The sequence below is a fragment of the Terrabacter sp. GCM10028922 genome (assembly GCF_042666095.1).
Lineage (GTDB): Bacteria > Actinomycetota > Actinomycetes > Actinomycetales > Dermatophilaceae > Terrabacter.
In genome coordinates this window covers 270537-285635 of record NZ_JBHTFG010000002.1, presented here as the reverse complement: position 1 = coordinate 285635, position 15099 = coordinate 270537, and the positions used below count along the sequence as shown (strand labels likewise).

11 protein-coding genes are annotated in these 15099 nt (G+C 69.8%); 6 read left to right on the top strand and 5 right to left on the bottom strand.

Going from position 1 to position 15099, the window contains the following annotated elements; genetic code table 11:
- Window positions 1–24 precede the first annotated feature (24 nt).
- Window positions 25–1050 carry a lipoyl synthase gene (gene lipA / locus ACFQU3_RS02740; protein ID WP_385906112.1) on the top strand — a complete coding sequence of 342 codons (1026 nt, stop codon included), beginning with the start codon at window positions 25–27 and terminating at the stop codon, window positions 1048–1050.
- A gap of 5 nt (window positions 1051–1055) precedes the next feature.
- A complete protein-coding gene (locus ACFQU3_RS02735; RefSeq protein ID WP_385906109.1) occupies window positions 1056–1790 on the top strand; it encodes a DUF4191 domain-containing protein in 735 nt (244 codons plus the stop codon).
- Between the two features lie 93 nt (window positions 1791–1883).
- Here the strand turns inward: ACFQU3_RS02735 and ACFQU3_RS02730 are convergent, their stop codons facing one another.
- Window positions 1884–2366 (bottom strand): RDD family protein, encoded by a 483-nt coding sequence (locus ACFQU3_RS02730; RefSeq protein WP_385906106.1) that lies wholly within the window; start codon window positions 2364–2366, stop codon window positions 1884–1886.
- A 196-nt stretch (window positions 2367–2562) separates the two neighbouring features.
- Here ACFQU3_RS02730 and glnA (ACFQU3_RS02725) point away from each other — a divergent pair, with 196 nt between their 5' ends.
- The 4 genes from glnA (ACFQU3_RS02725) (at window position 2563) to ACFQU3_RS02710 (ending at window position 6808) form a co-directional block, all read left to right on the top strand.
- Window positions 2563–3987 (top strand): type I glutamate--ammonia ligase, encoded by a 1425-nt coding sequence (glnA, locus tag ACFQU3_RS02725; protein ID WP_385906102.1) that lies wholly within the window; start codon window positions 2563–2565, stop codon window positions 3985–3987.
- 224 nt (window positions 3988–4211) lie between these two features.
- Window positions 4212–5117: a hypothetical protein gene (locus ACFQU3_RS02720; RefSeq protein WP_385906101.1), complete on the top strand. Its 906-nt coding sequence runs from the start codon at window positions 4212–4214 to the stop codon at window positions 5115–5117.
- Between the two features lie 27 nt (window positions 5118–5144).
- A complete protein-coding gene (locus ACFQU3_RS02715) occupies window positions 5145–5588 on the top strand; it encodes a DUF1810 domain-containing protein (RefSeq protein ID WP_385906099.1) in 444 nt (147 codons plus the stop codon).
- Between the two features lie 233 nt (window positions 5589–5821).
- Complete coding sequence (locus tag ACFQU3_RS02710) at window positions 5822–6808, top strand: peptidoglycan-binding protein (RefSeq protein ID WP_385906096.1); 987 nt, start codon at window positions 5822–5824, stop codon at window positions 6806–6808.
- Window positions 6809–6856: 48 nt separating this feature from the next.
- Here the strand turns inward: ACFQU3_RS02710 and ACFQU3_RS02705 are convergent, their stop codons facing one another.
- The 4 genes from ACFQU3_RS02705 to ACFQU3_RS02690 form a co-directional block, all read right to left on the bottom strand.
- Window positions 6857–8128 carry an MFS transporter gene (locus tag ACFQU3_RS02705; protein ID WP_385906093.1) on the bottom strand — a complete coding sequence of 424 codons (1272 nt, stop codon included), beginning with the start codon at window positions 8126–8128 and terminating at the stop codon, window positions 6857–6859.
- On the bottom strand, window positions 8125–11157 hold the full coding sequence (locus tag ACFQU3_RS02700; RefSeq protein WP_385906090.1) for a bifunctional [glutamine synthetase] adenylyltransferase/[glutamine synthetase]-adenylyl-L-tyrosine phosphorylase: 3033 nt from the start codon (window positions 11155–11157) through the stop codon (window positions 8125–8127). Before ACFQU3_RS02700 ends, ACFQU3_RS02705 begins: the two co-directional genes overlap by 4 nt.
- Window positions 11158–11267: 110 nt before the next feature.
- Window positions 11268–12605, bottom strand: coding sequence for a type I glutamate--ammonia ligase (gene glnA / locus ACFQU3_RS02695; RefSeq protein ID WP_385906088.1), 1338 nt, complete (start codon window positions 12603–12605; stop codon window positions 11268–11270).
- Window positions 12606–12747: 142 nt separating this feature from the next.
- Window positions 12748–15054 carry an immune inhibitor A domain-containing protein gene (locus tag ACFQU3_RS02690; RefSeq protein ID WP_385906085.1) on the bottom strand — a complete coding sequence of 769 codons (2307 nt, stop codon included), beginning with the start codon at window positions 15052–15054 and terminating at the stop codon, window positions 12748–12750.
- Window positions 15055–15099 lie beyond the last annotated feature (45 nt).

Here is a 15099-nt window from a genome sequence, read left to right as displayed (position 1 = left end):
GCAAATCCCGACCAAGGAGCCCGTGTGTCTGTCGTTCCCGACGGCCGTCGTCTGCTGCGCGTCGAGGCGCGCAACGCCGAGACCCCCATCGAACGCAAGCCGTCCTGGATCCGGACGACCGCGAAGATGGGCCCCGAGTACACCGCCCTCCACTCCATGGTGAAGTCCGAGGGCCTGCACACGGTGTGCCAGGAGGCCGGCTGCCCCAACATCTTCGAGTGCTGGGAGGACAAGGAGGCCACGTTCCTCATCGGCGGTGACGTGTGCACCCGCCGTTGCGACTTCTGCGACATCGCGACGGGCCGCCCCACCGACCTCGACCTCGACGAGCCGCGCCGCGTGGCCGAGTCGGTGCGTCAGATGGCCCTGCGCTACTCCACCGTCACGGGCGTCGCGCGCGACGACCAGCCCGACGGCGCCGCCGGGCTGTACGCCGAGACGATCCGCCAGATCCACCTGCTCAACCCCAACACGGGCGTCGAGATCCTGCCGCCCGACTTCGGCGCCAAGCCCGAGCTCGTCGGGCAGGTCTTCGACGCGCGCCCCGAGGTGTTCGCGCACAACCTCGAGACGGTGCCGCGCATCTTCCGCCGCATCCGTCCCGCGTTCACCTACGAGAAGTCGCTCAGGGTCATCTCGATGGCCCGCGAGGCTCAGCTCGTGACCAAGTCGAACCTCATCCTCGGCATGGGCGAGACCGGCACCGAGATCGAGGAGGCCATCCGCGACCTCCACGACGCCGGCTGCGACATCCTCACGATCACCCAGTACCTCCGGCCTTCCAAGCTGCACCACCCGATCGACCGGTGGGTCAAGCCGGAGGAGTTCGTCCACTGGTCCGAGGTCGCCGAGGGGATCGGCTTCAAGGGCGTCATGGCCGGTCCGCTCGTGCGCTCGTCGTACCGCGCCGGGCGCCTCTGGGCGACGGCCATGCGCAAGTGGGGCCGCGAGATCCCCGCCCACCTGTCCCACCTCGCCGAGGCGGCCGAGTCGCCCGCCCGCCAAGAGGCGGCGTCGTTGGTGGCGCGTGCGCAGAGCGCCGTATCCTGAGCACCATGGCACGCAACAAGGACGGCGACGCGACAAGCACGCCACAGGAGAAGAAGCAGGGCCGGCTTTCCCAGATCCTCGAGGTCTACCGGGTCTCCAGGCGGGCTGACCGGCTCATCGGCTGGTACATGCTGCTGTCGTTCCTCGTCGTCTTCGGGGTGCTGCTCGTCGTCGGCTTCCTCGTCAAGCTCCCGTGGATCCTCGGTGCCTTCGGGGTGCTCTTCGGCATCCTCGCCGCGACGATCGTCATGAGCCGTCGGGCGGAGCGCGCCGCGTACAGCCAGATCGAGGGCCAGGCGGGTGCGGCCGGCGCCGCCCTGACCTCGATCCGCCGCGGCTGGTACACCGACCGCGAGCCCGTCGCCGCCGATGTCGCCCGCGCGGGTGACATCAGCTCTGCCGCGATGGTCTACCGCGCCCTCGGCCGTCCGGGCGTCGTGCTCGTCGGCGAGGGCCCGACGGGCCGTGTCCAGAAGCTGCTGGCGGCCGAGAGGAAGCGCGTCGAGCGCGTCGCTCCGGGCGTGCCCATCACCACCCTGCGGGTCGGCAGCGGCGACGACGAGGTGCCCCTGCCGAAGCTCGCCAGCAAGGTGCAGCGCCTCAAGCCGCAGATCACCAAGGACGAGATGGCCTTGGTCAACAAGCGCCTCAAGGCCCTCGGTGGGCTGCGCGCCCCCCTGCCGCCCGGCGTCGACCCGATGCGTGCCCGCATGGACCGGAAGGCCTTGCGCGGCAAGTGATCTGCATGTGATCCAGGCGTATGCGGAAGGGCGGGCTCCCCGGGGAGCCCGCCCTTCCGCATACGGCGAGGTCGCTCGTCGCTGGTGTCGGCGTCAGCGGGTGCGCACGATGACGGTGCCGGGCACCTTGTCGTGCAGGCCGCGGCCGTCGCGGTCCCAGACGACGGCGGGGATGAAGAGGCACAGCAGGATCGTGCGCACGACGGCCTGGACGGGCATGACGCGAGCGCCGCCGAGGGACTGCACCTGCAGGCCCACGATGCGGTGGCCGATGGTGTAGCCGATCGTGCCCACGAGCAGCAGGTGCATGACGGAGAAGACGCCGAGCACCACGAAGTTCTGACCCCCCGTCGCCGGCGGCTGCGCGAACGGCAGCGGCACCGAGAAGATCCCACGCGCGATGAGCGCCGCGATCCCCCAGTCGATCAGCACGCCCACGAGGCGGATGCCGAAGCCGGCGATCGAGCCCGGGCCGCTGGGCGGCAGACCGAGGTCACGGCCGCGGTACTCCTCCTGGGCGCTCGTGCGTGCGCGCGGGCCCTCGAGCCACGAGCTGAAGTCCTTGCGGTCCACCACGGCACCAGCGTAACGAGACACGAACGCGGTGCTTTGCCCGGGGCTGCCCGTCCCGTAACACCCGCGAAACATTGGGGTCACTGCCGAGTAATGGGTTGTCGATAGTGTCGTCACCGACAGCACGAGGCCGTCCTCGATCTGCGATGCCCTTCGGGCCCGCGATCACGGGCGACCTCGCCCCACATCAGGAGGTTGAATGTTCAGCTCAGCTGACGAGGTCCTCAAGTTCATCAAGGACGAGGACGTCAAGTTCGTCGACATTCGGTTCTGCGATCTGCCCGGTGTCATGCAGCACTTCAACGTGCCGGCTGAGTCGGTCGACAAGGACTTCTTCACCGTCGGTCAGATGTTCGACGGGTCCTCGATCCGCGGGTTCCAGGCGATCCACGAGTCCGACATGAAGCTCGTGCCGGACCCCGCGACGGGGTTCGTCGACCCGTACCGCGTCGAGAAGACGCTGGTCATGAACTTCTCGATCCTCGACCCGTTCACCGACGAGCGTTACAGCCGCGACCCGCGCAACATCGCGAGCAAGGCCGAGGAGTACCTCAAGTCGACGGGCATCGCCGACACCGCCTACTTCGGCGCCGAGGCCGAGTTCTACGTCTTCGACGACGTGCGCTTCGAGACGAGGCAGAACGCCGGCTACTACTACATCGACTCCATCGAGGCGGCGTGGAACACCGGTCGCGAGGAGGAGGGCGGCAACAAGGGCTACAAGACCCGGTACAAGGGTGGCTACTTCCCCGTCTCCCCCGTCGACCACTTCGCGGACTTCCGCGACCAGGTCTGCCTCCAGCTCAAGGAGGTCGGTCTCAACGTCGAGCGCAGCCACCACGAGGTCGGCACCGCCGGCCAGATGGAGATCAACTACCGGTTCAACACGCTGCTGCACTCCGGCGACGACATCATGAAGTTCAAGTACGTCGTCAAGAACCAGGCATGGGCGGCCGGCCGCACGGCCACCTTCATGCCGAAGCCGCTCTTCGGTGACAACGGCTCGGGCATGCACACGCACCAGTCGCTCTGGAAGGACGGCGAGCCGCTGTTCTACGACGAGCGCGGCTACGGTGGCCTGTCGGACCTCGCACGGTGGTACATCGGCGGCCTGCTCAAGCACGCCCCGTCGCTGCTCGCGTTCACGAACCCGACGATCAACAGCTACCACCGTCTGGTCCCGGGCTACGAGGCTCCGGTGAACCTCGTGTACTCGGCCCGCAACCGCTCGGCCTGTGTGCGCATCCCGATCACGGGCACCTCGCCGAAGGCCAAGCGCATCGAGTTCCGCGTGCCGGACCCGTCGGCCAACCCGTACCTCTCGTTCGCGGCCCAGCTCATGGCCGGCCTCGACGGCATCAAGAACCGCATCGAGCCGCCGGAGCCCGTGGACAAGGACCTCTACGAGCTGCCGCCCGAGGAGCACGCGGCGATCGAGCAGGTCCCGGGCTCGCTGCCCGAGGTGCTCAACGCGCTCGAGGCCGACCACGAGTACCTCCTCGAGGGCGACGTGTTCACCAAGGACCTCATCGAGGCCTGGATCGAGTACAAGCGCAAGAACGAGGTGGACCCGATCCGCTTCCGCCCGCACCCGCACGAGTTCGAGATGTACTTCGACATCTGACGGAGCGAAGCGGAGTCGGATGTCGAACGACAGGCTCAGCGACATCTGACGGCGCGAAGCGGAGTCAGATGCCGAACGACGAGCTCAACGACATCTGATCGGCATCTGAACAAGCGCAGCGCAGTCGCCAGGCGCGGACCCGAAGAGGGTCCGCGCCTGGCGTCGTTTCACGAGCGGGCGAAATGGCCGCCGCTGGGCCCGATGGGCGAGTAGCGTCATTTGTCATGGCAGCAGGAGTCGTTGCACCGCCCGAGACCAGTCCTGGACCGGCCCTTCAGACGTACCGCTACCTCCGGCTGACGCTCGCCCTGCCGGCCGTGTTCCTCATCGTCGCGACGCTGCTCGAGGCGTGGAACCAAGGCACGTTCCGCCAGTCCATCAGCGACTCCTACCAGGGGCCGGTGCGTGACGTCTTCGTCGGCGCGCTGATGGCCTCGGGCGTGTGCATGATCGCGTACAAGGGCCAGTCGAAGCTCGAGGACTACTCACTGAACTTCGCCGGCTTCAACGCGTTCTTCGTCGCTCTGGTGCCGAACAACTTCACCCAGGTTCTCAACGACGCGCCGACCGAGTCCCTCGGCGCCACAAGTGCGGTCACGCGCGAGCAGATGCTGACGAACCTCCGGCTGGTTCTCGCGGCATTCCTGCTGGTGGCGGTGGCGTTCGTGGTCCTCGACGCGAGGCTCATGCAGTGGAGCGCGATCCGGTGGCAGAACCAGCAGCCCGTCTCGAACGTTCTCGTCGTCGTCTCGTGGCTCGCCGAGGCAGTGTTCATCGTCGTCATCGGTGGAGTGCTCACGGGCAGGCAGACGCTGTTCGGCGCGTCGATCTTCGGCATCGTCCACTTCGCCGCCGCGGGGCTGCTCATCGCCAACCTGTCCTTCGCGGTGGCCAGCCACGCGTTCCCCGACAAGCTGCGGACCGCGTTGGACGACGCCCCCGAACCGCACTCGACGCAGGTGTTCTACCGGGTCGTCGTCGCCATGATGTGGCTCGGTCTGCTCGTCGGCGGCCTCGCCATCGCGAAGAACGTCAGCTACTCGGTCCTGGCCACCGAGTACTACGAGATCGTCATGTTCCTCGTGTTCTGGGTCGTCGCGACCCGCCGCGGCTGGAGCCCCACGGTCTGAGCGCGCCTCGCGGGGTACGTCCCGTCCATGACCGACGATCCGTACGACCTCGACCGTTTCGTCCGCGCGCAGGACTCGGGCGGCACGTACGCCGCGGCCCTGGCCGAGCTGCAGGCAGGGCGGAAACGGGGCCACTGGATGTGGTTCGTCCTGCCCCAGGTCGCCGGCCTCGGTCGCAGCGAGACGGCCCAGCGCTATGCCGTGTCGGGCCTCGCGGAGGCCCGTGCCTTCCTGCACCACCCGGTCCTCGGCCCGCGGCTGCGTGAGTGCGCCGACGCCCTCGACGCGCTGGACACGACCGACCCCGTCGCGGTGCTCGGCGGCATCGACGCGACCAAGCTGTGTTCGTCCATGACCCTCTTCGAGAGGGCGGCGGCCGACGCCACGGAGGCGGAGCCGTTCGCGCGGGTGCTCGACCACTTCTTCGGGGGCCGCCGCGACGACGCGACCGCCGGGATCCTCGGCTCCTGACGCCGGCCGTCCGGCAAGGCGTGAAGGTGACGAACTACACGCGTGTCGTTCCCACGTCTGGGCTCGGGAATGTGCATCAAGCGAACAAATGGGTTAAAGTGCCGCACCCGCGTTCGCAGGTCCTCTGACGGCCTCTCTCCACGCGCCCGGGATCACAACACCACACCCCTCGCGCCCGCCGCCTGCGCTCGCGCGGGGGCGGATTCCGTCCCCTTCCGTCTCGGAGAACCTGCATGAACGACGTCCTCAATCCTCGACGCTTCCGGGTGGTCGGCCTCTTGTTGTCGGCCATCGCCTCTGTCGCCATCGTCTCGTCCGTCGCGCCCGCCGCCACGGCAGGTGGCGGTCCCCCCGCTCCCCCGACGCCCACGGGCCTGCCTGCCGCCATCGAAGGCCTGTCCCCGTACGTCGCGCCGACCGGCTGCGACCTGCGTACGCGCACGGGCTCGCTCAAGTTCGCCCAGCTCATCCAGGCGACCTACGGGTCGAGCTACGGACTGTCGCGCACGTGCACGTCGGCCACGACACCGTCGTCGGAGCACTTCGACGGCCGAGCCGTCGACTCCTTCTTCAACGTCCGCAACACGACCGAGCGCGCCGAGGCCAGCGCCCTGCTGACCTGGCTGCTGAAGTACGACGCCGCCGGCAACCGCTACGCCAACGCCCGCCGCCTCGGCGTCATGTACATCATCTGGAACGACAAGATGTGGAGCTCGTACCGCGCGGGCGAGGGCTGGCGCCCGTACAGCAACTGCGCCGAGACCACCTCGTCGGCGTACGACACGGCCTGCCACCGCAACCACATCCACTTCAGCCTCTCGTGGGAGGGCGCCCACGGCCGGACGTCGTTCTGGACCAAGACGGTCGCCCCGGTCGACTGGGGCCCGTGCCGCCCGGCCGACCTCAACTGGTCAGCAGGACAGGCCGCCTACAACCCGCGGCCGTGCGCCCGCTACGCCGTCGTCAAGGCTCCCGCAGGCGCCAGCGCGCTGCTCAAGGAGATGGTCCCGCGGTCCGGCATGGTCCTGCGTCCGGGCATGGCCGGGCCGGCCGTCAAGACCGTGCAGAAGGTCATCGGCGTGACCGCGACGGGCACCTTCGGCTCGACGACGAAGGACCGCCTCATGTCATGGCAGCGGGCCCACGGTCTCGAGGGCACCGGCATCACCTGGCCGACGACGTGGCGGGCCATGCTCGCAGCGAAGGGCATGCCGCGCTGACCCGAGCCGAGCCGAGCTGATGCCGGTCGACGTCCTCCCCCGCGCCCCTCAGGCGGCGTGGGAGGAGGACGTCGGCGCGTAGGCGCGGTCGACGGCGCTGCGTACGTGTCGGTGCGGCCACGTCGCCGCGACGGCCGCGATGAGGCCGAGGCACACGGCCGCGCAGATCGTGACGCCGAGGTAGGCGTTGGTGTGCTGGCCGATCCAGCCGGCCGCGAGGTAGGACACGCCCGCTGCCGCGATCGAGACAGACCCCGCGAGACTGAAGATGCGCCCACGCAGCTGCGGCTCGGTGACGAGCGCAAAGGTGGCCTGCAGCGGCACCATGAACGCCTGGAGCATGCCGGAGGCGAAGAAGATCACGGCAACCACGATCAAGGGCGGTTGCAGCGCAGTCAGCAGCAGAGGCAGCGGCATCGCCAGGGCCAGCGGCACGATCGAACGGTTCTGCTGGTGCACGTCGCGGCGGCCGATGACCAGGATGCCGACGACCGCACCGACGATCGGCGAGGCCATGAGCACGCCGCCCCAGCTGGTCGGGCCGGCGATCGGGATCGCGAGCGCCTCGGGCGCCGCGATGGCGAGGCAGGCCACGGCGCTCAGGGTCACGAGCCGGGCGAGCACCGGGTGTCGGGCGAGGTCTGTCGCGGCCGTCGTGAGGTCACGGGTGAAGCCGCGCAGTCCGCGACCGCGTTCACCTGTGATCGGCCGCAGCTCGACGACGAAGAGGATGACGAGGGCCGCGACGACGAACGTGATGAGGTCGAACAGGAGCCCGGTCTCAGGGCCGACGAGCGCGACGAGTGCACCACCCACCGCGAGACCGATCGCCTGGTTGAACTGCTCGGACATCGCGCCGAGCCCGACGGCGCGGGCATACAGGTGCCGGTCCTCGAAGAGGTCGGTGAGCAGCACCATGTTGGACGCGGTGGACGCGCCGCCGATCAGCTCGAGGACGAAGAGCACGAGGAACATCGGCCACAGCGACGCGCCGGCGAGGACGAGCCACATCAGCCCGAGCACGCACGTCGCGCGCAGCAGGTGGGACCAGATGAGGACCCACTTGTAGGGGAACCGGTCCACGACCGGCCCGACGAGGCTGCGCCCGAAGAACGACGGCACGAGGCTGACGGCAAGGGTCGTGGCCGTTGCGAGCGGCGACTCGGTCACGTCGTAGACGACCGCCGCGATCGTGACGCGCGCGATGAAGTCGCCCCACATGGACAGGGCGTTGGCCAGGAAGATCGGCAGGTACCGCGGAACGCGGAGGACGGCGGCGTACGTCGGCACGCTGGCGCCCTGCCCCTGGCTCGGATTCACGTGATGACGCTACCCCGAGGTGGGGAGTCGTAAAAGTTGAAATCAGTTGCATGGCGCGAGCGTCGGGCGACCCGGCGCCACAGCTCGGCGAGAGCCGCGCCCTCCCCCGCCGGACGGCCCATGATCCGGCCGATCCCGTCGAGGTCGCGCACGTCGGAGGGGACGCTGTCGATGGGCCTTCCGCGCCACAGGACTCCGGCGTTGCGCATGAGCGCGCCGAGGCGCCAGGCCTCCCGCAGTGCCGCGACGTCCTCGGTGGACAGGAGCCCCTCGGCACCGAGCGCATCGAGCCCCGCCATGGTGCCGGCCACCCTCAGCGCGGGGTGCGCGTGGGCGTGCTCGAGCTGGTGCAGCTGGACCACCCACTCGACGTCGGTCAGGCCACCGCGACCCAGCTTGATGTGCGTGCTCGGGTCGGCCCCGCGCGGCAGCCGTTCACTCTCGACGCGTGCCTTGAGGGTGCGGATGTCGCGGACCTGGCTCTCGTCGAGACCGCCCTCGGGCCACCGGAGCGGGTCGATGAGCTCGGTGAAGGCGTCCGCCAGGGGTTGCGGTCCGGCGATCGGTGTGGCACGGAGCAGGGCTTGGAACTCCCACGTCAGGGCCCAGCGGTCGTAGTAGGTGCGGTACGAGTCGAGGCTGCGCACGAGCGGCCCGTTCTTGCCCTCGGGACGAAGGTCCGGGTCGAGACCGAGCGCGGGGTCGGCCCCCGAGCCGGCCAGCAGCCGACGCAGCTCCTGCACCACGAGCGTCGCCCGCGCCTGGACGTCCTTCTCCGTCGACCCGGGGTGCGGCTGGTGGACGAACATGACGTCCGCGTCGGAGGCGTAGCCGAGCTCGCGGCCCCCGAGGCTGCCCATGCCCACGACCAGCACGTCGCCGCCGATCGGCGCCCCCTCGCGGGCCTCGACCTCCTGGATGACGGCGTCGAGGGCGACCTGGATCGTCGCGCCCGTCAGGTCGGTCAGGGCGGCCCCCACTGCCGCCAGGTCGATGACTCCGACGAGGTCGGACATGACGATGCGCAGCAGCTCGTGACGCCGGATGGCGCGCACCGCCGCGACGGCGTCGGCCGCGGACTCGCGCCGCCCGGCCGCCGACTGCATCGTCGCCGTCAGGGCCTCGCGGGTGCGCGGCGTCAGGCCGTTGTCGTCGCCCAGGATCGAGACGCTCTCGGGCGAGCGCACGAGCAGGTCGGCCGCGTAGCGGCTGCGGGCGAGGCAGTGCGCGAGCCGGTCGGCGGCCCGGCCCTCGTCGCGAAGCATCTTGAGGTACCAGTGCGTCGTCCCGAGCTCGTCGGACACCCGACGGAACGACAGGAGGCCGGCGTCCGGGTCGGCCTCGTCGGCGAACCAGCCGAGCATGACCGGGAGCAGGGTGCGCTGGATCGCCGCGCGCCGGCTGACACCGGTCGTCAGGGCCTCGATGTGACGCAGCGCGCCGGCGGGGTCGCGGAAGCCGAGGGCGAGCAGCCGCTGGCGGGCGGCCTCGGCGCTGAGCCGCGACTCGGTGGGGCTCAGCTTGGCGGCGGCCGCGAGCAGCGGTCGGTAGAAGAGACGCTCGTGCAGGCGCCGCACCTCACGGGCCGCCGCCTGCCGGTCGGCGACGACGGCCTGCTCGGGATGGGTGCGGTGCCCCATGGCCCGGCCGAGACGGCGAAGGTCCGGTTCGGTCACGGGCATGAGGTGGGTCCGGCGCAGACGATGCAGCTGGATGCGGTGCTCGAGGCACCTGAGGTGGCGGTAGGCGCGGTCGAGGGTGGCCGCGTCGTCGCGGCCGACGTAGCCGCCACGTGCCAGCGCCGCGAGGGCCTCGAGGGTCGTCGCCGACCGCAGGCTCGGGTCGGTTCGGCCATGGACGAGCTGGAGCAGCTGCACGCTGAACTCGACGTCGCGCAGCCCGCCCGGGCCGAGCTTGAGCTGGCGGGCAGCCTCGTTTGCCGGAACGTTCTGCTCCACCCGGCGTCGCATCGCCTGGACGTCCTCGACGAACCTGTCGCGGCTGGCGGCCTCCCACACCATCGGTGAGATCTCGGCCTTGTAGCGCAGCCCGATCTCCCGGTCACCCGCCGAGACCCAGGCCTTGAGCAGCGCCTGGAACTCCCACGTCTTGGCCCAGCGCTCGTAGTAGGCCTTGTGGCTGCTGATGGTGCGCACGAGCGGCCCCTGCTTGCCCTCGGGACGCAGCGCGGCGTCGACGGGCCACAGGCTGCCTTCGGGCGTCGGCGTCGAGCACGCGCGCATGGTGGCGGTCGCGAGGGCCGTGCCGACGCGCAGCGCCGTGTCCTCGTCGACGCCGTCGGCCGGCTCGGCCACGAAGATGACGTCGACGTCGCTGACGTAGTTGAGCTCACCACCACCGGTCTTGCCCATGCCGATGATCGCCAGGCGGCACGCCTCGTGTCCCTCGCCGTACTCTTCGCGCGCGATCGCCAGTGCCGCCTCCAGGGCCGCCTCGGCCAGCTCGGCGAGGGCCTCACCGACGGCGGGCATCTCCGCCAACGGGTCGGGGGAGGTCACGTCGAGTGCCGCGATGCGCAGCAGCCCGCGTCGGTAGGCGATGCGCAACGCGTCGAGCGGAGGCACGTCGCCGCGGTCCTCGGTGACCGCCCGGACGACCTCGTGGCGCACCTGCTCGCCCGTGCGACGTTCGGCTCGCGCCGTGTCGAGCCAGTGCTCGGGGTGGCGGACGAGCTCGTCGACGAGGGCTGTCGAGGCGCCGAGGACCCCCATCACCCGGTCGCGGCCGACGCCCTCCGCGGCCAGCTCACGGGCGAACGTGGAGATGCCCCACTGTGGTGGGTCGCCGCGCTGCGCCAGGGACTCCGCGACCCGGACGAGACCGAGCAGCCCCTGGTCGGGGTCGGCGGTGTCGCCGATGACCGCGACGAGGTCGTCGAGGTGGCCGTCGGCCACGGCTGCGCGCAGCGGCAGCAACGCCCGGTCCTCGAGGAGACCCGCAGCCCGGTTGGGGTCGGCGAAGCCGAGCCGGGCCAGGGCTCCCTCGGTGGTGCTGGTGCGAGATGACATCGGTCGAGCCGTTCGGTGTCAGAGGGTGCGAGCCGCCGGGTCGTGCGACCGGCGTACGCGTGGGGCTGGGTCGGCGGGCGGCGCGACCTCGACCGGCCGCGACGCCACGGTCACAGCCTCGGCAGGTAGCGCTCGAGCTCGAAGCGGCTGACCTCGTGACGGTAGTCGAGCCACTCCTGGCGCTTGTTGCGCAGGAAGAAGTCGAAGACGTGCTCGCCGAGGATGTCGGCGACGAGCTCGCTCTCCTCCATGACCTCGAGCGCCCGCCCGAGCGACGCCGGAAGCGGCTTGATGCCCATGGCTCGGCGCTCCGAGTCGGTGAGGCTCCAGACGTCGTCCTCGGTCTCCGGCGGCAGCTCGTAGCCCTCCTCGATGCCCTTGAGGCCCGCCCCGAGGAGCACCGCGAAGGCGAGGTAGGGGTTGCACGCGGCGTCGAGGGAGCGCACCTCGACGCGCGTCGACTGGCCCTTGTTCGGCTTGTGCATGGGCACGCGCACGAGGGCCGAGCGGTTGTTGTGTCCCCACGTGAGGTGGGCCGGGGCCTCCCCGCCACCCCAGAGGCGCTTGTAGGAGTTGACCCACTGGTTCGTGACGGCCGCGATCTCGGCGCCGTGCCGCAGCAGCCCGGCGATGAACTGCCGGCCGACCTTGCTCAGCTGGTAGGGCGCGCCCGCTTCGTAGAACGCGTTCGCGTCGCCCTCGAACAGCGAGAGGTGCGTGTGCATGCCCGAGCCCGGGTGCTCGGTGAACGGCTTCGGCATGAACGTCGCGTAGATGCCCTGGGTCAGGGCGACCTCCTTGACGACCGTGCGGAAGGTCTGGATGTTGTCGGCGGTGCTCAGCGCGTCGGCGTAGCGCAGGTCGATCTCGTTCTGGCCCGGCGCGCCCTCGTGGTGGCTGAACTCGACCGAGATGCCCATGTTCTCGAGCATCGTGATGGCGGCGCGCCGGAAGTCGTGTCCGGTGCCGTGCGGTACGTGGTCGAAGTAGCCGGCGTCGTCGACCGGGATGGGCCGCCCGTTGGCGTCACGGCCCTGCTCGAGCAGGAAGAACTCGATCTCGGGATGGGTGTAGAACGTGAACCCGAGGTCGGCCGCCTTGGTGAGCGAGCGTTGGAGGACGTGACGCGGGTCGGCGAAGCTCGGGGTGCCGTCGGGCAGCTGGAGGTCGCAGAACATGCGCGCCGTTCCGGGCGGGTCGCCGCGCCAGGGCAGGATCTGGAACGTCGACGGGTCGGGCTTGGCGAGCATGTCGGCCTCGTAGACGCGGGCGAAGCCCTCGATGGCCGAACCGTCGAACCCGATGCCCTCGGCGAAGGCGCCCTCGAGCTCGGCCGGCGCGACGGCCACCGACTTGAGGGTGCCGAGGACGTCCGTGAACCACAGACGGACGAACCGGATGTCACGCTCTTCGATCGTGCGGAGCACGAACTCTTCCTGACGGTTCATGTGTCGATCCTGCCGCATCGCTGTTTCACGAATGTGACGACACACGTTTTGTGGGATCGCCCCTCTGCGTATGCCGCCGGGTGGGATGCGGAGGGCCCCCGGGGAGACGTCCCCGGGGGCCCTCGCGCTCATGACCCTGAGGTCACTGGAACGTGACCTTGACCTGCAGCTCGTTGCCACCGTCAGCGGTCTTGCTCACGGTCATCCGCGTACCGGACCCGGCCACCCTGGTGGACGACCACGGGTTCGCCGAGGACCAGTAGCGGTTGACGTCGGAGTCGTCGAACGTCGGGATGGCCGGCTGCGACGGGACCGCGCTGGCGGCGCCGTTGCGGTGGAAGGTCACCGCGTCGGTGGCCTCCTGGCCGAACGTCGCGTCGAACGGCTGGCGACGGTTGCCGAGCTTGACGCCGTCGGGGAAGGTGACGGGCGCCGGGCGGGCGTCGACCGGGAGCACCTCGCCGCCACCCGGGTGGTCCTTCGTGTTGTTGTCGGCGTACTCACCGTTGGCGAACCACACGAGCATGCCGTTCTGGTACGGGAAGCGCTCCACCCAGTCAGGCCGCGTGTTGGCCCAGCCGAAGTTGTACGGGCCGGTCCTGAGCGTGTCGTCGTAGCCGCTGTACACGCGGTTCTCGGCGTAGTAGACGTCCTGGACCTGCTTCGAGGTGGTGCCGCTGCTGATGGAGAAGCCCTTGGCCGTCCACGCACCGGCGCCGGACTCGACGTCGTCGACCGCTCCGGCCACTCCGTCGACCGTCACGGCGAGATCGTCGACGAAGGCCTCGCTCGCGACGCCGCCATCGGTGGCGACGCGAAGCCGGAACTGGACGCTCTGGCCCTTGTACGCCGACAGGTCCCAGGACTTCTGAGCCCAGGCGAAGACGCCGTCGATCGGGGCGCCCGCATCCTTCCAGGTCGCACCGTTGTCGGTGGAGACCTCGCCGTAGAGGTAGTCGTAGCCCTCCTCGAGGTTGCCCTGGACCCATGCGCCCACCGACGCGGACGTCGTCGCGGAGGTCAGGTCGATCGTGCGGGTCAGCGTCGAGTTGAGGTTGTCACCGAAGCCGCTCCACCACTCGGCCGCGCCGGAGTGCGGGGTGTTGCGCTTGGTCGTGACGGTGCGCTCCGGCAGCGGGACGACGATCGCCTGGTAGCTCGTGGCGCTCGCTCGGTCGGCCGGACCCAGCTTCACGGTCATGTCGGTGCCGTACGGGACGACCTTGTAGTCGAGCCAGCCGAGCTGGAGCTTCTCCCACGGGCCCATGTAGCCGGGGGTCGTGCCGATCGAGTCGGTGCCGTGGTTGAGCCACGAGCCACCGCTCATGAGCGACCAGAAGCCGGTGCCGTTGTCGCCGCCGTTGGTGTCGTAGAGGTCGGGCAGACCGAGGTCGTGCCCGAACTCGTGCGTGAAGACGCCGAGGCCGCCGTTCTCCGGCTCGGTCGTGTAGTCACCGATCCAGATGCCGGAGTCGCCGAGCGGCACGCCGCCGAGCTTGTTGAAGTCGGGGCCGGTCCTGCCCTGGCCGTTGGAGAAGGCGTACCAGCGGTGCGACCAGATGGCGTTGACGCCCTGGGCGCCACCGCCGGCCTCCTCGCCCTCACCGGCGTGGATGGCCTGGAAGTGGTCGATGTAGCCGTCGGGCTCGGTGAAGTCGCCGTCGCCGTCGTAGTCGTAGCGGTCGACCTTGTCGAACTGGGCGAGGTACGCCGCGATGTCGGCGTCGGTCTTGCCCTCGGCCTTCTGGTCGGTGTACCAGGCGGTCGCCGTGTCCTTGATGTAGTTCCAGTAGCCGTCGGCGTCGTTCTTGGCGCCGTAGCGGGCCTCGTTGTAGGGCACTGTGACCCAGTCGGAGACGTCGCCCTTGGCGAGGAAGCGGCCGTTGGACAGCTTGAGGTAGAAGTCCTTGAACGACTCCCCCTCGCCGAACATCATGTCCAGGTAGTGGCCGCGGTTGAAGTCGGCGGTCCAGTACGTCGAGTTGTCGTCGGTGCTGTTGCCGTCCCAGGTGCGGTCGGGCGCAGGGATCTGGTTGTGCGCCGGCCCGGCCGTGGCGTCGAAGCCCGTCTTCGTCTGCGTGCCGAAGTCGGTGAGGATGGTGAAGATGTCCTCCTCACGGTCCACCGGGTAGTCGATGTACCTCGACGTGCCGGCCTTGCCGGCCGTGGCCTTGCCCTTGACCTCGATGACGCGGTTGCCACCGATGGTCTTCGTCGTCGCCTCACCGCTGATGAGCTTGGTGACGGCGTCCTTGCGCTCGGCGGCCTTGGCCTCGGCGAGCGGGTTGGGAAGGTTGTCCGGCTGAGAAGCCTGCGCGGCCGCGGGATCACCGCTGACCGGGGCCTTGGCAACGGGAGTTGCCTGAGCCTGCATCGGGGCCGTCAGGCCGGTGACGACGAGCGCCCCCACGGCCAAGCCCGATACAGCACTCCACTGGCGCTTGTTCAAGATCTGTCCTCCTGGTCACGGACGCCGTCCATCCGGCGCCTTGGG

What these genes read in the sequence shown, in the direction of transcription:
- ACFQU3_RS02700 (WP_385906090.1), bottom strand. Translation starts at nt 11,157, where the DNA reads ATGTCATCTCGCACCAGCACCACCGAGGGAGCCCTGGCCCGGCTCGGC.
- ACFQU3_RS02720 (WP_385906101.1), top strand. Translation starts at nt 4,212, where the DNA reads ATGGCAGCAGGAGTCGTTGCACCGCCCGAGACCAGTCCTGGACCGGCC.
- glnA (WP_385906088.1), bottom strand. Translation starts at nt 12,605, where the DNA reads ATGAACCGTCAGGAAGAGTTCGTGCTCCGCACGATCGAAGAGCGTGAC.
- glnA (WP_385906102.1), top strand. Translation starts at nt 2,563, where the DNA reads ATGTTCAGCTCAGCTGACGAGGTCCTCAAGTTCATCAAGGACGAGGAC.
- ACFQU3_RS02710 (WP_385906096.1), top strand. Translation starts at nt 5,822, where the DNA reads ATGAACGACGTCCTCAATCCTCGACGCTTCCGGGTGGTCGGCCTCTTG.
- ACFQU3_RS02715 (WP_385906099.1), top strand. Translation starts at nt 5,145, where the DNA reads ATGACCGACGATCCGTACGACCTCGACCGTTTCGTCCGCGCGCAGGAC.
- ACFQU3_RS02735 (WP_385906109.1), top strand. Translation starts at nt 1,056, where the DNA reads ATGGCACGCAACAAGGACGGCGACGCGACAAGCACGCCACAGGAGAAG.